The sequence below is a fragment of the Paraburkholderia sp. SIMBA_054 genome, from assembly GCF_046534875.1.
GTDB lineage: Bacteria > Pseudomonadota > Gammaproteobacteria > Burkholderiales > Burkholderiaceae > Paraburkholderia > Paraburkholderia hospita.
Genome location: NZ_JAWRXV010000017.1, coordinates 1 through 20,071, shown reverse-complemented (window position 1 = coordinate 20,071; position 20,071 = coordinate 1). Strand labels below are relative to the sequence as shown.

The window sequence follows — 20,071 nt, the reverse complement described above, 5'->3', positions numbered from 1 at the left end:
GTGAAGTGCAGGCGGCGCTCGTTGCACTGTGAGCGCCGCACTTCGATGCGTAACTCCAAGATTCTAATCCGCCCCGCTCATGAGCCTTAATACAAAGCAGAATATCGTTATCTTGATGGCGGACCAGATGACGCCGTTCGCGCTGCGCGCGTATGGCAATCAGGTCTCGTTGACGCCGCGCATCGATGCGCTGGCGAAAGAAGGCGTCGTGTTCGATTCCGCGTACTGCGCGAGCCCATTGTGCGCGCCGTCACGCTTTTCGATGATGGCGGGCAAATTGCCCGCCGCAATCGGTGCTTACGATAACGCCGCCGAATTGCCCGCGCAAACGCTGACGTTCGCGCACTATCTGCGCGCAGCAGGCTATCGGACGATCCTCTCGGGCAAGATGCATTTCTGCGGCCCCGACCAGTTGCACGGTTTCGAGGAGCGCCTGACCACCGACATCTATCCCGCCGATTTCGGCTGGGTGCCGGACTGGGATCGTCCGGACGTGCGGCCTAGCTGGTATCACAACATGAGTTCCGTGCTCGATGCAGGCCCATGCGTACGCACGAACCAGCTCGATTTCGACGATGAAGTCACGTACACGACGCGCCAGAAGCTGTATGACATCGTGCGCGAGCGCGCGGCGGGCGGCGACGTGCGGCCGTTTTGCCTCGTCGCGTCGCTTACGCATCCGCATGATCCTTACGCGATTCCGCAGCAATACTGGGATCTGTACCGCGATGAAGAGATCGACATGCCGCGCGTGACATTGACGCGCGAAGAGAGCGATCCCCATTCAAAGCGTCTGCGCGATGTCTACGAAGCGGATCTCACGCCACCGACTGAACAGCAGATCCGCGACGCGCGACACGCGTACTATGGCGCGCTCTCGTATGTCGATGCGCAATTCGGTGCGATTCTCGACACGCTGAAGGCAACCGGCCTCGCCGACGATACGATCGTCATCGTCACATCGGATCACGGCGAAATGCTTGGCGAACGTGGCCTCTGGTACAAGATGACGTGCTTTGAAGGCGGCGTGCGTGTGCCGCTGATAGTACATGCGCCAAAGCACTATCGTGCGCATCGCGTGGCTGCATCCGTCTCGCACGTCGATCTGCTGCCGACGCTCGTCGAAATGGCAACGGGCACCCGGCGCGTGGAATGGCCCGATTCCGTGGATGGACACAGCCTTATCCCGCACCTACACAACGACGGCGGCCACGACGAAGCGATTGTCGAGTACTTCGCGGAGGGCGCGATTGCGCCGATGGTGATGATCCGGCGCGGCAAGTACAAGTTCATTCATACGCCCGTCGATCCCGATCAGCTTTACGATCTCGCGGACGATCCGCACGAGCGCGTGAACCTCGCGCAAGACCCGAAGAATGCCACGCTCGTCGACGCATTTCGCAAGGAGATCGCGCAGCGCTGGAACATTCCCGCACTGCATCAAGCGGTGGTCGCGAGCCAGCGCCGCCGGCGCTTTCATTTTGAAGCGACGACGCAAGGCACGATTCGCTCATGGGACTGGCAGCCATTCAACGACGCAAGCCAGCGCTATATGCGCAATCACATCGAACTCGATACGCTCGAAGCGATGGCGCGGTATCCGCGCATCGTCAGCGGTTAATCACAGGCCAGAGAGAGAAATCTTCAATACGGGAGTCCACGATGAACATACGCTGGAGAAGTTCGCTTGCGAAGGCCGCATTGATGCTTGCTGCATGCGGCATTGCAATGACAGGATCGTCGCATGCAGCAGAGCCCCAAAGCTGCACGCAAGTCCGCATGGCCGACCCCGGCTGGACCGATATCGATGCGACCAACGCGGTCACAGGCGTGCTATTGAAGGCGCTCGGCTATCAGCAGAACGTGTCGAACCTGTCGGTGCCGATCACGTATCAGGGCCTGAAAAAAGGGCAAATCGACGTGTTTCTCGGCAACTGGATGCCCGCGCAAGGTCCGCTCGTCAAGCCGTTCGTCGATGAACGTTCGATCGACGTGCTGCATGCGAATCTGACCAATGCGAAATTCACGCTTGCCGTTCCCGACTATGTCGCCGCCGCGGGCGTGCATTCATTCGCCGATCTCGTCAAGCACGCCGACCAGTTCAATGGAAAGATCTATGGCATCGAGCCAGGTGCGCCCGCCAATCAGAACATCAAGAAGATGATTTCCGATAAGGCATTTGGTCTCGGCGACTGGAAGATCGTCGAATCGAGTGAAACGGGGATGCTGACGCAGGTCGAGCGCGCGGTGCGAGACAAGCAATGGATCGTGTTTCTTGGCTGGGAACCGCATCTGATGAACACGAAATTCCATTTGACCTATCTGTCGGGCGGTGACACGTACTTCGGCCCGAACTACGGTGGCGCGACGGTGAATACGGTAACGCGCGCGGGTTTTTCCGGGCAATGCACGAATCTCGCCAGGCTCTTTCAACAATTGACATTCAATGTCGATCTGGAAAACCAGATCATCACGAATGTGCTGCAAAACAAGGTGGATATCAATACCGCGGCGTTGAATGCACTGAAAGGCAATCCCGCTTTGTTAAATGCATGGCTCAAAGGCGTGACGACCACGAATGGCAGTGACGGATTGCAGGCAGTGCAGGCGCAACTCGGCATTCATTGAACCGGCATTGTCGGGACTGTCAAATGGCGCGCGGTTCCGCAAGGGGCCGCGCGCTTTTCTTATGCGGTACGCGTGTTCCTTTTGTTGTGTGTGTGTCGCTAACAGACCAAAGTACGTCGTGTTTGGTCGAGTTGCCTGAAAAATGGATTTGTACTGTGCATTCATCGTCGTGCGAATTGCACAAGCCGCGAAGGCAGCTTCGCATCCCTATCCCCCTCGGAGTCAGGCAAGAGAGAACCACACAATGAAAAAGCTGAATGCCGCAGCACTGACAGGCGTCGCGCTCGCGCTCGCTGGAATATCGAACGCGAGTCACGCGCAGAGCAGTGTCACGTTGTATGGGATCGTCGACGCGGGCATTACCTGGGTCAACAATACTGGCGGCGCGCACGTCGTCAAGTTCGACGACGGCATCTCATACGGCAATCGCTTCGGCGTCAAGGGCACGGAAGATCTGGGCGGCGGCTTGCAGGCGGTGTTCGTGCTCGAAAGCGGCTTTCACCTCGGCAATGGGCAACTGGGCTTCGGCAGCGCGTTATTCGGACGTCAGGCGTATGTGGGGCTGAAGAACCAGTGGGGTACGCTGTCGTTCGGCAATCAGCTGGATATGACGGAAGAGATGGTGTACCTGTACAACATCTCGGCGTGGGCGAGTGGCTATGCGATTCACCAGGGCGACTTCGACCGCTTCAATGGCGACCGTCTGCCCAATTCGGTGAAGTTCCTGTCGAATGAATTCGCCGGCTTCATGTTCGGCGGCATGTACTCGTTCGGCAACGTCGCAGGCGATTTCCACCAGGACAGCGCATGGAGCGTCGGCGCGCATTATGCGAATGGACCGTTCACGATGGGCGCCGCCTACACGCAGCTGAACAATCCGCACGGCATCTACGCCTTCGATCCGTACGCGATGCTCGGCGTGCACACTTTCCTTGGCCAGCCGACGGTGACCGTCGATCCGGCGACAGGCGCGATAACCGATCTCTATTCGAGTAATCCGTTTCCCGTCGACAAACAGGGTACCTTCGGCATCGGCTCGAGCTATGCGATCGGCGACGTGACGCTGATGGGCAACTTCACCTATACGACGATCAAGGGCCTGGGCGTCACGTCGCACATGAAGGTGGGTGAAGGCGGCGCGAGCTGGCAGGTGACGCCGGCGTTCAGCGTGATCGGCGGCTACCAGTACACGAACTTCGAAGGGCATCACTGGAATCAGGGCTCGCTGGGCGCGCACTATCTGCTGTCCAAGCGCACGGACGTCTATATTTCAGGCGATTATCTGAAGGCGTCGAGCGGCGTGGATGCAGTGATCGGCTATAGCTTCACGCCGTCCACCACGACGACACAGGCCGATGTGCGTATCGGTATGCGGCACTCGTTCTGATGCCTGTTTGATTTGCCTTGTTCGCAAAGGGCAACGCAAATCGATCAAACGACACTACATTCAAGGCACTGCGGTCTCCAGTGTCGTATTCGCATTGCCACCGGCAGTATGGCGCAGCGGACTCCGGTCGCTGCGCGGACTCGCGCCGAACCGCGCGCGATAGGTCCGCGAGAAGTGCGACGGCGACTCGAATCCGCACGCGACGCAAATTGCCGTAATCGACATATCCGTCTGCCTCAAAAGCTCGCGCGCGCGATCCAGCCGCAATTGCAGATAGAAATGCGTCGGCGTGTCCTTTAGCGATGAACAGAAAAGCCGCTCCAGTTGCCTGCGCGTGACGCCGATTTCCTGCGCGAGATCGGCGGGCGCGAGCGGTTCTTCCATGTTCTGTTCCATCACGCCGATCACCTGAATCAGCTTGCGGTTGTGCACGCCGTAACGCGCGGCGATTTCCATGCGCTGATGATCGGAGCGCTGGCGAATGCGGCTCACGACGAATTGTTCGGAGATCGACGAAGCGAGCGCCGCGCCGTGACTGCGGGAGATCAGGTCGAGCATCATGTCGATCGAAGCGGTGCCACCCGCGCACGTGATGCGCCGCGCGCCGATCTCGAATAGCTCTTCGCTCGCATCCACCGACGGGTATCGCTCGCGGAATGCGGAGAGCGCTTCCCAATGCAGGGTCACGCTGTCGGTTGCGCGCAGCAGTCCCGCTTCGGCCAGAATAAAGGCGCCCGTGTCGATGCCGCCGAGCGTCGCGTGCGCGTGGTCGAGCCGCCGGAGCCAGTCGCCGAGCGCGCGGCTGTAGCACGCAAGCGGATCGAACCCCGCGACGATAAAGACCGTTCGGGCGTGATCGACATCGCCGAATGCGGCTTCGGCATTCATCGAAATGCCGTTGCTCGCGGCGACGGGCGCGCCGTCCACGCTTAGGATATGCCAGCGGTAAAGGTTCTCGCGAAAACGGTTCGCGACGCGCAAAGGCTCGATAGCCGACATGAAGCCAAGAGCCGAAAAGCCCGGCAGCAGCAGAAACGAAATGTCTTCGGGCATCGCTCGATCTTCTGGATGTCAGGTTGGCCGGATTCGTCGAATCCGGCGAGCGTAGCAAGCAGCATGCAATGCGGCAAGCCGACAAAAATCCATGCTCGTATGGCGCAGCGCACCAATCGCGTCGGCGCATGCTGGTTTTCCCTCATGGTCGCGCGTAAGCAAGAACGGGTCGCTGATAGTCGATTTTGCCGGAATATGGATTTGTACCTTTAATGCACATCGCGTCTTTCCAGGGTCGTCTTACTCGCCGCCTGCCAAGTGGGCGTTCTAGAACATTACGAGCTGTGTCGAAGGGGATCGTCATGAAGTTGATCATCAAAGCCGTTTCCGCATGCCTTGCCGGCCTTCTGGCCGCACTGTCGCTGCCCGCGCTCGCGCAGGACCCGCCGAGCTGCCGCGCCGTCCATTTCGCGGACATCGGCTGGACCGACATCACGTCGACGACGGCGCTCGCGTCGACGGTATTCGAAGGGCTTGGTTATCAGCCGGTGACGACGGTGGCATCCGTGCCGATCTCGTTTGCGGGATTGAAGAGCAAGCAGCTCGACGTCTCGCTCGGCTACTGGTGGCCCGTGCAGGAAAAGGCGATTACGCCGTTCGTCGACGCGAAGTCGATCAACGTCTTGCAGCCGCCTAATCTGACGGGCGCGAGGGCGACCTTTGCCGTGCCCACTTACGAATACGACGCGGGACTGAAAACTTTCGCAGATATCGCGAAGCATCGCGCGGAACTCGACGGAAAGATCTATGGCATCGAGCCGGGCAGCAGTGCGAATGCCGCAATCCAGAAGATGATTGCGACCAATCAGTTCGGTCTGGGTGGATTCAAGCTGATCGAATCAAGCGAGGCGGGCATGCTCGTGACCGTTGACCGCGCGGTGCGCGAGAAGAAATGGGTGGTCTTTCTCGGCTGGCAGCCGCATCCGATGAACATTCAGCTCGATATGAAGTACCTGAGCGGGAGCGAAGGCGTATTCGGTCCGAACGATGGCGAAGCGCGTGTTTATACGCTGACTTCACCGGACTTTCTGACGCGTTGCCCGAACGCGGGAAAACTCGTAAGCAATCTTCGCTTTACCACGCAGCTCGAGAACGTCGTGATGCAGTCGGTGATGAACAAGGAGAAACCCACCGAAGCCGCGAAAGCATATTTGAAAAAGAATCCGCAAGTACTCGACGAATGGCTCGCAGGCGTCAAGACGTATGACGGCAAGGATGGCTTGCCTGCCGTGAAGGCTTATCTCGGTCTTTGAGATTTGACATTCGAATACGGAAAGTACTTTTCCATTGCAATCATTCAGATCCCACAGTTAACAGGAATTGCACGCATGAACCATGAAGTGATCGTGACCTGCGCTGTCACGGGTGCAGGCGACACCGTCGGCAGGCATCCCGCCATTCCCGTCACGCCGAAACAGATCGCCGATGCCGCGATCGAAGCCGCAAAAGCCGGCGCAACCGTCGCGCATTGCCATGTCCGCGATCCGAAAACGGGACGCGGCAGCCGCGATCCGAATCTGTACCGCGAGGTCGTCGACCGTATTCGCTCCGCGGATACGGACGTCATCATCAATCTGACGGCAGGCATGGGCGGGGACCTGGAGATCGGTCCCGGCGAAGATCCGATGCGCTTCGGCGCGGGCACCGATCTGGTCGGCGGCCTGACGCGGCTTGCCCACGTTGAAGAGCTTTTGCCGGAGATCTGCACACTCGATTGCGGCACGCTCAATTTCGGCGACGGCGACTATATCTACGTATCGACGCCAGCTCAATTGCGGGCGGGCGCGAAGCGCATCCAGGAACTCGGCGTCAAGCCGGAACTGGAGATCTTCGATACGGGCCACCTGTGGTTCGCCAATCAATTGCTGAAAGAAGGCCTGCTCGATGCGCCGCCGCTGTTTCAGCTGTGCCTCGGCATTCCGTGGGGTGCACCCGCCGATACGACGACGATGAAGGCCATGGTCGACAACCTGCCCCCCGGCGCGCAATGGGCGGGCTTCGGCATCGGCCGGATGCAGATGCCGATGGTCGCGCAGGCGATGCTGCTCGGCGGTAACGTGCGCGTAGGTCTCGAAGACAACATCTGGCTCGACAAGGGCGTGCCTGCGAGCAATGGCTCGCTTGTGACGCGCGCCGTTGAGATTATCGAACGGCTTGGCGGCCGCGCGCTGACACCGGCGGAAGGCCGTAAGAAACTCGGCTTGCCCGCACGCGGCGAACGGTTGCTCGAACGGCGCGCTGCAGAACAGTTCGCCTAGCAGTTCGTATAACGCTTTGAATCATTCCAGAGGATCATCGGCAATGGCAGTGATTACGGATATCAAGACTTTTGCAGCAATCGGCGCAGGTGTGATCGGCAGCGGCTGGGTGGCGCGCGCGCTCGCGCATGGGCTCGACGTCATTGCATGGGACCCCGCGCCGGGCGCGGAGAAGCAATTGCGCGACAATGTCGCGAACGCGTGGCCCGCGCTCGAACGCGTCGGACTCGCGGCGGGGGCTTCGCAAGAGCGTCTGCGTTTCGTGAACACGATTGAAGCGTGCGTCGCGGATGCCGACTTCATTCAGGAAAGCGCGCCTGAGCGCGAGGAATTGAAGCTTGCGTTGCATGAACAGATCAGCCGCGCCGCGAAGCCCGATGCGATCATCGCATCATCGACATCGGGCCTGCTGCCGACTGATTTCTATGCGCGCGCGTTGCATCCGGAGCGCTGTATCGTCGGGCATCCGTTCAATCCTGTTTATCTGTTGCCGCTTGTCGAAGTGTTGGGCGGTGAGCAAACCGCGCCTTCGACCGTCGACGCCGCAATGAGCATCTATCGCGCGCTCGACATGCGGCCGCTCCATGTGCGCAAGGAAGTGCCGGGTTTTATCGCCGACCGCCTGCTCGAAGCGCTGTGGCGCGAGGCGCTGCATCTGGTCGACGAAGGCGTCGCGACGACAGGGGAAATCGACGATGCGATCCGCTTTGGCGCGGGCATCCGCTGGTCGTTCATGGGGACGTTCCTCACTTATACGCTCGCTGGCGGCGACGCAGGCATGCGGCATTTCATGCAGCAATTCGGGCCCGCGCTGGAATTGCCGTGGACGAAACTCGTCGCGCCGAAGCTGACGGATCAGCTGATCGATCGCGTGGTGGACGGAACGGCGGAGCAGGTCGGTCCGCGTTCGATCAAGCAGCTCGAACGCTACCGCGACGAATGCATCACGAACGTGCTGTCCGCGATTGCGGAAACGAAAGCGCGTCATGGCTTGCGTGCCGACGAATAAGGTCGAGTAATATCTGTGCGTGTGCGGGGCGTCAAAACAGATGTCCCGCGCGTGCAGTACCTCATTCAAAGCGACGGAGACATTCGCCATGCCGCGACACGCGGAATTGCCTGCGTATCACGACGTCGTGCGCGCCGAGTGGGTCGATTACAACGGCCATCTGCGCGACGCGTTCTATATGCTGATTTTCAGTTTCGCCACCGATGCGCTGATCGACCAGATCGGCCTCGACGATGCAGTGCGCAAAGCGCGTGGCCGCTCGATCTATACGCTCGAAGCGCACATCCACTATCTGCACGAAATCAAGGAAGGCGCCCGAGTGCGGGTCGAGATGCGCGTACTCGCGCATGACGCCAAGCGCATGCACCTGTACCTCGAAATGTTCGCTGGCGATGGCGCTGAAGCTGTCGCGGCGGGCGAGCAGATGCTGTTGCACGTCGATACCAGCGGGCCGCGTTCAGAGGTGTTCGACAGCGATGTCGAGGCGCGCGTGCGCGCGCTCGTCGATGCGCAAGCGGCGCTGCCTGCGCCGCGATACGCTGGGCGCGTGATTGGCTTGCCGGGGCAAGCGCGCAAATAGCGCCCCGCGCATTCGCGTGCATAATCAGAAAACCTAAGCGGAGCACGCGACATGCTCGAACCCGAGATGGTTGCATTCGTCGAGCGCACGAAGAGTCTTTATCCGCGCGATCGATCTGCATCGACGTTTGCCGAACAGCGGGCGGTGTACGAACGGTACGCCGCCGCGTTCACGCCGCCATTGCCCGATGGCGTGACGACTCACGACGCGCCTTTCACATCGCCCGATGAGCGCACGTTCGACGTGCGTCTGTACGCGCCCGCTGATCGCGCGCGGTCGATGGGCACGGTGCTGTATTTTCATGGCGGCGGGTTCGTCGTCGGATCGCTCGACAGTCACGATCTGATCACGGCGCGCATCGCGGCGGATACAGGGTTGTGTGTGGTGGCTGTCGATTATCGGCTCGCGCCGGAGCACGCCGCGCCCGCCGCTCACGACGATTGCCTCGCCGTCACGCGCGCCGCGCTCGACGGTAGCCTGCCGTTCGGCCCATTGCCGCGTTCGCTGCAGCTGGCAGGCGACAGCGCGGGCGGTACGCTCGCGGCGAGTGTTGCGATGCGTCTGCGCGACGAGGGGAAAGCGGGCGTGCGCAGCGTCGCCCTGGTTTATCCGATGCTGGGCATCGAACCGCAATTGCCCGCGCGCAACTCGGAAGCCGATGCACCGATGCTCACGCTTGCCGACGTGCGACGCTGCAGCGCGCTGTATTGGGGCGGCCAGGCACACGGTTACGCGTGGACCGTTCCGCTCGAAGCATCACGCTATGATGGATTGCCGCCGACGCTTGCGATCGGCGTCGAGCACGATCCATTGCGCGACGATGCCCGCGTCTTTGCAGAACGCATCCGTGCCGTGGGAGGGCAGGCGACTGCGCCCGTCGGCATCGGCCTCGTGCACGGATCGTGGCGCGCGCTGGCGACGAGTCCCGGCGTGCAATGGATGCATCGCGAAGTGTGCCGCTTCCTCGTCGAACACGCTGCCGGTTGACGTCGGGAACGCCGACTGCCGATTGTTGCAAGAAACGTCGGTTATGCAGCGAATGCGTGCTCGAGCACTTCGGCCGCGATCATGGCAGAGGCGTTCGCGGGAGCGGGACGTTCGGCTGGCTTGAAGACGGCGTCGCCCCGCCGGATCTTTCTGCGCGAAACGGCGCACGTGCCGGACGTATGCGCCGAGCGACGGCGCCAGCGTTGCTCGCCATAGTGGCAGCGGCCGGGTTCGATCCAGCGGATTACCAGCGTCGTGTCAGAGTGTTCGAGAATCTCGATGCGCAACCCGTTAGCGCCCATCAACGGTAAACACTCCAGGGTGGTCATGGTCGGCTCCGTATTTGTGGTGTGCCGAATTTAGACCCGCGCGCGCGTGAGAGCCATTGTGCTCGCGTAGAAACACTGTTCCCGATTTAGCAATAATCGGGTCCTGGGTATGCACGCGGACGGTATAAAGCGGTTTTGCGGCTCGTTATATCGATTACACGCAAATATGCAACGAACTGTTGTATGAACGGCAGAAAAGGGCCGGACCGTTTGCGTGGTCTGCCGGCAATCGTTGCATCCTTTAAGATGAACGGTTTGGCAACGCCGTGGCGAGCGTGCGCAGGCACCGCGCATGCGTGCATCTGCTGACGATGTTTGCCCGCCCCATCATTGTGATGCGCGGTCGTTGAACGCGCATCGAGTCCATCACGAGGTCACATGAATCAGCGCCCGCCCGACGTTCCATCCGAGGCCGACATGCCGAATCGCCGCAAAGTGCAGCGGATCGCTTCGGCCGCGCTGTATGCCGTGATGGTGGCGCTGGCGATCTGGGTGATCCGTGATTTCGTGCCGGCCATTGCGTGGGCTTGCGTGATCGCGATTGCGCTGTGGCCGGCGTTTCACCGGATCGAAGAGCACAGGCTGTTCAAGGGGCGCTCGACGCTGATCGCGACCGTTCTGACCATTGCCATCGGCTTGCTGTTTCTGCTGCCTGTCGGGATCGGGATTGCGCAGGCGGCGGCCGAGGCGCACGACGTGATCGAATGGGCGCGCGACGTGCAGGAGAACGGCATTCCGTTGCCGGACTTCGTCCAACATCTGCCGTTTGGCGCAGCGCAGATAGGGGCCTGGTGGCAGGACAACCTGACGCAGCCGCTGCGCGATTCGCCCGCGATGAAGGGCTTGCACGGCGGCGCTGTCGTCACGTTTGGCCGGCATTTCGGCGCCCGGGCCGCGCACGCGCTGATGCTGTTCGGCTTCATGCTCGTCACGCTGTTCGTGATCTTTCAGGCGGGGCCGAAGCTGTCGGGCGAATTGATGAAGGGTATGCGGCGCGCGTTCGGCTATGACGGCATGCATCTCGCCGAACGGATGGCGGCGGCCGTGCGCGGGACGGTGTCGGGGCTGGTGGTCGTCGGGATCGGCGAGGGCGCGCTGCTGCTGCTCGCGTATATGCTGACGGGCGTCCCGCACGCGGCGCTGCTCGGTTTCGTCACGGCGATCGCGGCGATGCTGCCGTTTTGCGCGCCGATCGTATTCTGCGGCGCGGCGCTTTGGCTCTTCATCGAGCAAGGCGCGCTCGTTCCTGCGATTGGCCTTGCTGTGTTCGGCTTCGTCGTCGCGTTTGTCGCCGAGCACTTCGTGCGACCGGTGCTGATCGGCAGTTCCGCGCGGCTGCCGTTTCTGCTCGTGCTGTTCGGGATTCTCGGCGGCGCGGAGACGTTCGGGCTGCTCGGGCTATTCGTCGGCCCGGCGCTGATGACGGTGCTGATGGTGCTATGGACCGAGTGGGTCGAGCGCTGATGCGTTCGACCGATGTGGCTTTCCTGATGCAGTGTTTAGTTTAGTCAGGCTCGCGTAACTGCCTGATCGCGGATTTCAGGCGGGGCCCGAGCCGCGCAGGCGCAGCGTCAGCACGCGCGAGATCGGCACCGATACCTTGGCGACGGCGAATAGCGAGCCGATCGCGACGGCGTCGGCGACGAGGCCGAGCGGTATATTCAGATAGCCGTCGGTGGCCGTGTAGAGCAGCGAGTCGACGACAAGCGAGATCACCGTCCCCGCGACGAAGCACAAGAGGCCCTTGCGCCCGACGAGTCCTACCCACGGCAAGCGCTGCGCGAGCGCTCTCGCCCAGCCGATGCGCACCATATTCGCGACGAGCCATGCGATCGCGAGGAAATTCACCGCGCGCAGCCACGACAGATTCTGTTTCAGGCTGCTGTCCAGCGGCCCCACTTCCACGAACAGCTTGAACCAGGCGGCAGCCGCAACGATGCCGCAGGCGAGCACTGTCAATAGCCACCCGTGGCGGTGCGCACTCGCGCGCTGATAGACGGGCTGCGTCTGCGCGATCACGCCGAGCACGAACATCAACTGCCACGCGAAGGGGTTGAAGTCCCATTGCGCGTCTTCCGCAACGGGCAGATGCGGCAGCAGCGACGGCGCAATCGACCACACGGCGAGGCTGCCCGCCAGCAGCAGCCACGGCTTGCTGCGCGCGAGCGGCAGGATGGCGGGCACGGCGAACGCGAAGAACGCGTACATGGGCAGCACCGATGCCAGATACGGCTGGCGACGGAACAGCAGGATGTCGCGCAGGACCGCGGTGGGCGTGTCCATCATGTCGTCGAGATCGGTCGTGGCCATGTTGGGCGCGTCGATGCTGAACGCGCTCATCACGGCGCTTACGAGCAGCATCAGGACGGCCGTAATCAGAAACGCCCTATACAGCTCGAGCGAACGCTTGAAGAAGCGGTTGCGCGCGTCGGCTTCCGTGTGGCGCTTCGCGAGCGACGCGTAGGCCGTGGCCGTCGCGAATCCACCGAGGAAGACGAAGACTTCGGCCGCGTCGCACAGCGCGTACGCGTGCAGCGTCGCGCGCGAAACGATGCTGCCGCCGATGTGGTCGACGACGATAAATACAAGAACTAGCCCTCGGAAGAAATCCAGTTCGATCAGACGGTTTTTGGATGCCTGCATGCGTTTTTTCGGTGAAAACGCCTCCGCGAGACGGTGCGCGGGTGACGCGCAGCGCGGGCTCGGTGAGGCTGGAATTTGGGGTGTTGCTTTGTGGCTGTTGCGCTGGTCGCGGTCCCTGCGGTGGGCGTAGGAGCGCTTTGGCGCGGTAGGCGGCGTTGGTTCGTGGCGGTTTCTATGAGGTTTTGCAACATAGGGACCGAACGAGGAATCGCCGCACGACCCCATGTGGACCGACATTATCTCTCAGAGTTCATCCTGATTGTGTTTTTGTTGGGAACGTGGTTGGGGCGGGCGATGTCCGGTCTGAAATATGAGATGGGGGTTGGCGAAAACGGTTCGGGTATTGGCGGGAAAGGTGGTGGGTGGGTTCGTATGCTGGCGGGTCTTTGGGGGCGGGTTGGCGAAGTCGGTCCGCCCCTTTGTTCTTCGCACGGGCAACTGAAGCGAAGTAAAGCCCAACTGGATTTGCGCGCGTCGAGGCGCGGCACTTTGGCGAGCGGCGTGCTTTTGCGCACCCCGCCGCATTGGACGCAAGGAATAGCTAGGCGCGTATGAAAATCACCATAATCGGCACGGGTTACGTAGGCCTTGTCACGGGCGCATGTCTTGCCGAAGTCGGCAACGACGTTTTCTGTCTGGATGTCGATCCACGCAAGATCGACATTCTCAACAACGGCGGCATGCCGATTCACGAACCGGGCCTGCCGGAGATCATCGCGCGTTCGCGCGCAGCGGGGCGCATCACGTTTTCGACCGATGTCGAAGCGAGTGTCGCGCACGGCGAGATCCAGTTCATCGCCGTGGGCACGCCGCCCGACGAAGACGGCTCCGCCGACCTGCAATACGTGCTCGAAGCGGCCCGCAACATCGGCCGCACGATGAACGGCTTCAAGGTGATCGTCGACAAGTCGACGGTGCCCGTCGGCACCGCGCAGCGCGTGCGCGCGGTGATCGCGGAAGAGCTTGAGAAGCGCGGTCTCGCGGATAGCGCGCAGCATCGCTTTTCGATCGTGTCGAATCCGGAGTTCCTCAAGGAAGGCGCAGCTGTCGACGACTTCATGCGTCCTGATCGCATCGTCGTCGGTGTCGACAATGACGAAGACGGCGACAAGGCGCGCGAGAAGATCCGCCGCCTCTACGCGCCGTTCAACCGCAATCACGAGCGCACGCTGTACATGGACGTGCGCTCGGCCGAATTCACGAAATACGCGGCCAACGCGATGCTCGCCACGCGCATCTCGTTCATGAACGAGATGGCGAATCTGGCCGACACCGTCGGCGCGGACATCGAAGCGGTGCGCCGCGGCATCGGCTCGGATCCGCGCATCGGCTATCACTTCCTGTACGCGGGCGTCGGTTACGGCGGTTCGTGTTTCCCGAAGGACGTGCAGGCGCTGATCCGAACGGGCAGTGAGATGGGCCACAACCTGCGCATTCTCGAAGCCGTCGAAGAGGTGAACCACGAGCAGAAGGAAGTCCTGGTGCGCAAGATCACGGGCGCGCTCGGCGACGATCTGAGCAGCCGTACGTTCGCCGTGTGGGGTCTGTCGTTCAAGCCAAATACCGACGACATGCGTGAAGCGCCGAGCCGCCGCGTGATCGCGCAACTGCTCGCGCGCGGCGCGACGGTGCGCGCGTACGATCCCGTCGCGACATCGGAAGCTAAGCGCGTTTTCGCACTCGATCTGGCCAGCACACCGGACCAGCAAGCACGCCTGCATTTCGCGAACACGCAGGACGAGACGCTTGCGGGCGCCGATGCGCTCGTCATCGTGACCGAATGGAAGGAATTCAAGAGCCCGGATTTCATGCATCTGAAGTCCGAGCTCAAGACGCCGTTGGTTTTCGACGGCCGCAATCTGTATGAACCCGAGGCGATGTCCGAGCTTGGCATCGACTATCACTCGGTTGGACGGCGAAGTATTGAACGTCGCTCCTCAGAACAATACGCCGATGGGCAATCCGTCTAGTCGATTGAAAAGTTAGTGCAATGACCGCCTTTCACCGCAATCAGATCGAGTTGAGAAAAGAGTCCTGACCATGTTTTCCAACGTATTGATCGTGTGCTACGCAAATATTTGTCGTTCACCTGCGGCAGAGGTGGTCTTCAAGTCGTTGCATCCGAGAATGTCCTGTAAGCCGGTGACCTATCACTCGGCGGGCGTTCGTGCGTTCGAGGGAATGGGGATGGATGTAGTTATGAAAAACCTGCTGGTGGCACAGGGACTGTCGGTTGCGCCACACCGTTCGAGACGCTTGAACATCGGTATGGTGCGCGAAGCGGATCTCATACTCGTTGCGGAGCGAAATCAGATCGGCCTGGTGGAAGCGATCGATCGCACTGCTCGGGGCAAGGTGTTTGCATTGGGCAATTGGGAAGAGATCGACGTTGTCGATCCTCATGGTAAGTCGGAGTCGTCATATCGCGCATCCTTAACTCTGATTGAGCGATTGGCGGCGGGTTGGATTGAACGTATATGTTGAAGCAATACTTTGCGAGTCTTGTCATTGTGCCGTTTCTTTCGGCGTGTATGACTGCACCGGGCAATTATCTCGATACGTCGCGGCTCAAAGAGCAGTCGTCTGCCCAGACTTCGGAAGTCTACCCAGTAAGGGCGATCGATGGCGGGCTAATCGTGGAGCAGGCACGGTCCCGTTCAGAAGTCGAACGGGTGCAGCGGGCAACGGCCGATCAGCTCGCAAGCTCTGGGCGCTACGTGTATCACGTTCAGCCGCAGGACATTCTGGGAGTCACGGTATGGGACCACCCCGAACTGACCACGCCGACAATCACGTCCTTCTCATCCGGTGGTAACACGACTCAAACGCTTGCCGCAACCTTGCAGCAGCCGTACACCACGGCGTTACCGGGGCAGGCAGATCCATACGGTCAGACGGTAGCGGCCGATGGCACCATTTTCATTCCGTTTTCAGGGCGCCTGCAGGTTGCCGGCAAGACCGTTGGTCAAATTCGCGATCAGGTGGCGACGAGTCTTGTGCGTTTTGTCAGGAATCCACAAGTCGATGTTCGTGTGCTTTCGTTTCGCAGCCAAAAGGTGCAAGTAACAGGGCAGGTGAAGGCTCCTGGGCCTTTGGCTGTCAGCGACGTTCCACTTACCCTGGTCGATGCAATTACGCGTTCGGGAGGGACTACTACCGATGCCGACTTGCAACGGATTCGTCTCGTTCGTAAGAAGCAGTTATACGTGCTTGACGCAAATCGGATGCTGGATCGAGGTGATATGTCGCAGGATGTTCTTTTGCGGTCAGGCGATGTCATTAACGTACCGGACCGCGTCGACAGCCGCGTCTTCGTGATGGGGGAGGTAAAAACGCCAGCACCTCTCTCGATGTACCGGGGGAGCCTGACAATTGCAGACGCTCTAACACAGGCGGGAGGAATTCTCGATTCCGACGCAAATCCACGTCAGATATACGTGTTGCGAGGTATGAAGGAAAAGCCGACGACGCCTGATGTGTTTCATCTTGACATGACTCAGCCGGACTCGATCATGTTGTCGACGCAGTTCCAGCTTCAGCCGATGGACGTTGTATATGTCGGAACAGCAGCATCCACAACATTCAATCGTGTTTTGCAGCAAGTATTGCCGACATTGCAAACGCTCTTTTATCTGAAGCAGCTCACGCGCTAGGCGCTCTTACGCGGATCTGTGTCGCCTTTATTGAGCTAATAAGCGGAGGGGTCTTGTTTCCCATCCTATTGCAATACACGTTGAATAAGCCGTGAGTGTTGAAGTGAAAAATAATGGGATCATGAATCCCGGTACGCGACATGATGCAGACGAGGAATTTCTCCTCGGTGATTTGTTGCGCGTCATCGCGGAAGATGTCTGGTGGCTCGTCGGAGCGGCACTGGTGGTGCTCACTTTGGGTGGCCTCTATTGTGTTTTCGCGAAACCGGTTTATGTCGCAAACGCGTTGATAAAGATCGAACAGGCAAACGATGCCGCTCCGGCATTGATGCAGTTGAGCAGTGTCGCAAGTGCGATGACACCTCTCCCGGCGGATGCGGAAATCGCGATTATGCAGAGTCGCGATGTGATGAAAGATGTTGTCAAGAAATTCAAGTTCGATATCACTGTTGAGTCGAAGAAAATGCCCATTTTTGGGGGCTTGGTGTCGAAGCTGGCAACCCCAGGGCGGCCCGCGAATCCATGGCTCGGTTTAACTTCGTATGCATGGGGGGGCGAACTTGTAGACGTAAGGAGCGTCGAGGTTCCGCCCACGCTCGAAGGGGAAAGACTAGTACTGACCAGCCGTCCCGATGGCCGATACGATCTGCGGGATCCGGACGGAAATCTACTAGTCCGCGGGACTGTGGGGCAGACATCGAGCGGGAATGGCGTCACGCTTTTCGTCAATCAGCTTATCGCTCGTCCTGAAACACAATTTTGGGTCGTGCGGATAAATGACGTTGATGCCGTTGACAGCCTCCAGAAATTTGTCGCGGTGCAGGAGCGGGGAAAGTTAACCGGGCTCGTCGACGTGTCAATGGAAAGCGATGATCCGGCGTTTGCAGCGGAAGCGGCCAACGATTTGGCGCAAACGTATCTCCGACGCCATGTTCAGAGTAAGCAGGTTAACGCTCAGAACATGTTGTCTTTCCTGAAAAACGAGGAGCCACGCCTGAAAGCAGAGCTTGACCGGGCCGAGATTGCGCTTGCGCAATATCAACGGAAATCGGGATCGATCACTGCAGGCGAGGAAGCTAAGGTTTATCTCGCGGGAAGTGTGGAGTACGAACAGCAGATGTCTGCGATGCATCTGCAACTTGCAGCGCTTCAGGAACGATTTGGAGACGATCATCCGCTACTTAAAGCTACACGTGAGCAGATCACTCAGCTAACAGCGCAGCGCGACCGCTATGAAGGTCGCTTCCGAGATTTACCGGAGGCCGAAGTACGTGCTGTGCAATTGCAGCGTGACGCCAAGGTTGCTGCCGCGATTTACGAGTTAGTGCTAACGCGTGAGCAAGAACTCTCGGTTCAGAAGGCGGGCACTGGAGGGAATGCACAAATAGTTGATATGGCGCTTCGACCTGGCACGCCGGTCAAACCAAAGAAACTGTTGATCATGTCCGCAGCGGCAATGCTAGGTCTTATTCTTGGTGTGGTCGTGATCCTCGCTCGAAGAAGACTCTTCAAGGGGATCGAAGATCCGGAGGCCATTGAACGCATGTTCCAACTGCCTATTTGCGGAATGGTGCCGTTGAGCGAGCAGCACGTGCAGACCGGTGGCCGCCACGTGACCGGAAAGGGGGGGCTCTATTCAGTGTTGGCCCATGCAAATCCAGCGGACCCTTGCGTGGAGAGTCTTCGTAGTTTGCGTACGTCGATGCAATTCACGATGCTCGATGCTCGTAATCGGATTGTCATGCTGACGGGGCCCGTACCGGGCGTTGGTAAGAGTTTCCTTACGGTGAATCTGGCCGTTCTGCTCGCAAATTCGGGCAAGACGGTTTTGATGATCGATGCGGATATGCGTAAGGGGGCGCTCGAGCGTTACGTGGGTGGTGCGGCTGACGGTGGGCTTGCGGAACTTCTTGCAGGCAGCGTTTCAGTTGAGGAAGCAATCAGGCAGACGCGCTTTGACGGGCTTGATTTCATTTCGTGTGGTCGGCGGCCTTCGAACCCAGCAGAGTTGCTGATGTCATCTCGTTTCGCCAATTGCCTTCATGAACTGGAAACGCTGTACGACGTGATTCTTATCGATACACCCCCTGTGCTTGCAGTCACAGATGCGTCGCTAGTCGGTGAGCACGCCGGGGCGAGTTTCCTTGTCCTGCGATCTGGCATGCATCGTCCGATTGAGGTCGCCGATGCTATCAAGCGGCTCAAGGTGGCGGGTGTTGATTTGAAGGGGGGGATTTTCAATGGTATGCCGTCCACCGGGCGATACGGCTACGGTGCCGTACATCGCTACCTGACCACGGACGCCTCTACAGTTTGACCCGAGATGAGAATGATGAAAATAACGGTGCTGGTTCCGACTTATCGTCGGGAGGAGGATCTCGTGCGGTGTCTTCGGGCATTGAGAATGCAGGAGCGCGGATGCGACGAGGTTGTAGTGGTAGCGCGGTCGGATGACGAGGCTACCTTGGCGTGTTTGAAGAATCCAGAAGTCGTAGGCGGGCTTCCGCTTAACGTTGCGTTGAGCCAGGTGCCCGGTCAGGTTGCAGCACTCAATTGCGGCTTGGATGCTGCCACTGGTGATGTCATTGCGATCACTGATGACGATGCGGCGCCACGCCCGGATTGGGTGCGGCGCATAGAAGCCGCCTTTAGTGCGGATCCAGGGTTGGGTGGGCTCGGTGGACGCGACTGGATGCATCTGAAGGGCCGTGTGGTGTACGGCGAGCGTCCCATTGTCGGGAAGATAGCTCTCTCCGGCAAAGTTACTGGTAATCATCATCTGGGTGCGGGCGAAGCACGCGAAGTCGATGTGCTCAAAGGAGCCAACATGAGCTACCGTCGTGACGCGATTCGTAATATTCGTTTTGATACACGTTTGCGCGGATCGGGAGCGCAGGTTCATAACGATATGGCATTCAGCATGAGTGTGAAGAGCGCCGGCTGGAAACTGATCTACGATCCACAGGTAGCGGTCGATCACTTTCCTGCCGAACGATTTGATGAAGATCGTCGAGACGCGCCGAGCATGGTAGCCGTGTGCAACGCTGCGTACAACTTGCATCTGACGCTGAGAGACCATTTGTCTCCGCTGCATCGCGGTGTAGCGTGGTGGTGGTATGCGCTCATCGGCACGCGCGTCTATCCAGGTGTGGTGCATGTACTGCTCGCATTGCTCTCTAACGAAAGGCAGGCGAAGGTGGCGCGTTGGCGGGCAGTACGCATCGGCGGACGTGAGGCGCGCCGCGAGCAGTCACGGAAAAATGGCGCTCCGACTACGAGTTTGCACGCATGACCACGAAGGTCCACGTGCATCTTTTTTACGGCGCCGATCCGCGTTTCTATCGCCCGGGCGAGAACATTGGTTGCCTATATGGCTACCACCATGCCGAGTCCGACGAATTCCAGTTGAGCTATTCGCAGGACGCGAAGGAGAGCAAGCCGGTACGTCTCGTGCGCCGCGCGCTGAAGGGCGTTGTTGCATAAATCGGTGTACCGCGCGCCGATCTGACGTTTACGCGCAACGGTAGTGACGGCACCCCTGTTA

Annotated in this window: 17 protein-coding genes and 1 pseudogene; 15 read left to right on the top strand and 3 right to left on the bottom strand. The window is 59.8% G+C overall.

The genetic code is table 11. The features are described from left to right. The first annotated feature begins 79 nt into the window (after nucleotides 1-79). From betC to SB822_RS21250, 3 genes are all read left to right on the top strand, one after another. Nucleotides 80-1,621 (top strand): choline-sulfatase, encoded by a 1,542-nt coding sequence (gene betC / locus SB822_RS21260; protein WP_410855567.1) that lies wholly within the window; start codon nucleotides 80-82, stop codon nucleotides 1,619-1,621. 41 nt (nucleotides 1,622-1,662) lie between these two features. Next, a complete protein-coding gene (locus SB822_RS21255; RefSeq protein WP_410855566.1) occupies nucleotides 1,663-2,628 on the top strand; it encodes a choline ABC transporter substrate-binding protein in 966 nt (321 codons plus the stop codon). 244 nt (nucleotides 2,629-2,872) lie between these two features. Next, nucleotides 2,873-4,015, top strand: coding sequence for a porin (locus SB822_RS21250; RefSeq protein ID WP_035537122.1), 1,143 nt, complete (start codon nucleotides 2,873-2,875; stop codon nucleotides 4,013-4,015). 60 nt (nucleotides 4,016-4,075) lie between these two features. Here SB822_RS21250 and SB822_RS21245 read toward each other — a convergent pair whose 3' ends face one another. Further along, a complete protein-coding gene (locus tag SB822_RS21245) occupies nucleotides 4,076-5,068 on the bottom strand; it encodes a GlxA family transcriptional regulator (RefSeq protein ID WP_007749066.1) in 993 nt (330 codons plus the stop codon). Between the two features lie 302 nt (nucleotides 5,069-5,370). On the opposite strand from SB822_RS21245, the gene SB822_RS21240 reads away from it, so the two are divergent. From SB822_RS21240 to SB822_RS21220, 5 genes are all read left to right on the top strand, one after another. Further along, nucleotides 5,371-6,321, top strand: coding sequence for a choline ABC transporter substrate-binding protein (locus tag SB822_RS21240; RefSeq protein ID WP_410855565.1), 951 nt, complete (start codon nucleotides 5,371-5,373; stop codon nucleotides 6,319-6,321). Nucleotides 6,322-6,396: 75 nt separating this feature from the next. After that, nucleotides 6,397-7,326 carry a 3-keto-5-aminohexanoate cleavage protein gene (locus tag SB822_RS21235; RefSeq protein WP_410855564.1) on the top strand — a complete coding sequence of 310 codons (930 nt, stop codon included), beginning with the start codon at nucleotides 6,397-6,399 and terminating at the stop codon, nucleotides 7,324-7,326. A 43-nt stretch (nucleotides 7,327-7,369) separates the two neighbouring features. Continuing rightward, entirely contained in the window at nucleotides 7,370-8,335 is a 966-nt protein-coding gene (locus tag SB822_RS21230) for an L-carnitine dehydrogenase (RefSeq protein WP_410855563.1), read from the top strand. Nucleotides 8,336-8,423: 88 nt separating this feature from the next. Further along, nucleotides 8,424-8,915 (top strand): thioesterase family protein, encoded by a 492-nt coding sequence (locus tag SB822_RS21225; RefSeq protein ID WP_410855562.1) that lies wholly within the window; start codon nucleotides 8,424-8,426, stop codon nucleotides 8,913-8,915. 51 nt (nucleotides 8,916-8,966) lie between these two features. Then, nucleotides 8,967-9,902, top strand: coding sequence for an alpha/beta hydrolase (locus SB822_RS21220; RefSeq protein WP_410855561.1), 936 nt, complete (start codon nucleotides 8,967-8,969; stop codon nucleotides 9,900-9,902). 41 nt (nucleotides 9,903-9,943) lie between these two features. Here the strand turns inward: SB822_RS21220 and SB822_RS21215 are convergent, their stop codons facing one another. Next, nucleotides 9,944-10,231, bottom strand: a complete 288-nt coding sequence (locus SB822_RS21215) for a DUF3331 domain-containing protein (RefSeq protein WP_007749046.1) — start codon at nucleotides 10,229-10,231, stop codon at nucleotides 9,944-9,946. Nucleotides 10,232-10,609: 378 nt separating this feature from the next. On the opposite strand from SB822_RS21215, the gene SB822_RS21210 reads away from it, so the two are divergent. After that, nucleotides 10,610-11,695 (top strand): AI-2E family transporter, encoded by a 1,086-nt coding sequence (locus SB822_RS21210; RefSeq protein ID WP_009770246.1) that lies wholly within the window; start codon nucleotides 10,610-10,612, stop codon nucleotides 11,693-11,695. Nucleotides 11,696-11,770: 75 nt separating this feature from the next. Here SB822_RS21210 and SB822_RS21205 read toward each other — a convergent pair whose 3' ends face one another. Continuing rightward, entirely contained in the window at nucleotides 11,771-12,874 is a 1,104-nt protein-coding gene (locus tag SB822_RS21205) for an OpgC domain-containing protein (protein ID WP_410855560.1), read from the bottom strand. Between the two features lie 551 nt (nucleotides 12,875-13,425). Between SB822_RS21205 and SB822_RS21200 the strand changes: the two genes are divergently transcribed. From SB822_RS21200 to SB822_RS21175, 6 genes and pseudogenes are all read left to right on the top strand, one after another. Further along, on the top strand, nucleotides 13,426-14,844 hold the full coding sequence (locus SB822_RS21200) for a UDP-glucose dehydrogenase family protein (protein WP_410855559.1): 1,419 nt from the start codon (nucleotides 13,426-13,428) through the stop codon (nucleotides 14,842-14,844). 70 nt (nucleotides 14,845-14,914) lie between these two features. Beyond that, nucleotides 14,915-15,358, top strand: coding sequence for a low molecular weight phosphotyrosine protein phosphatase (locus SB822_RS21195; protein WP_114222767.1), 444 nt, complete (start codon nucleotides 14,915-14,917; stop codon nucleotides 15,356-15,358). After that, nucleotides 15,352-16,527, top strand: a complete 1,176-nt coding sequence (locus SB822_RS21190; RefSeq protein ID WP_410855558.1) for a polysaccharide biosynthesis/export family protein — start codon at nucleotides 15,352-15,354, stop codon at nucleotides 16,525-16,527. The genes SB822_RS21195 and SB822_RS21190 overlap by 7 nt, the downstream gene beginning before the upstream one ends. Nucleotides 16,528-16,648: 121 nt before the next feature. Then, the gene (locus tag SB822_RS21185; protein ID WP_410855641.1) at nucleotides 16,649-18,844 is read left to right on the top strand and encodes a polysaccharide biosynthesis tyrosine autokinase; all 2,196 of its coding nucleotides are present in this window, start codon (nucleotides 16,649-16,651) and stop codon (nucleotides 18,842-18,844) included. A 15-nt stretch (nucleotides 18,845-18,859) separates the two neighbouring features. Next, entirely contained in the window at nucleotides 18,860-19,819 is a 960-nt protein-coding gene (locus tag SB822_RS21180) for a glycosyltransferase (RefSeq protein WP_410855640.1), read from the top strand. Then, a pseudogene (locus tag SB822_RS21175) lies at nucleotides 19,816-20,004 on the top strand (glycosyltransferase family 1 protein); the annotation flags it as partial. The gene SB822_RS21180 and the pseudogene SB822_RS21175, both read left to right, overlap by 4 nt. Nucleotides 20,005-20,071: the final 67 nt, after the last annotated feature.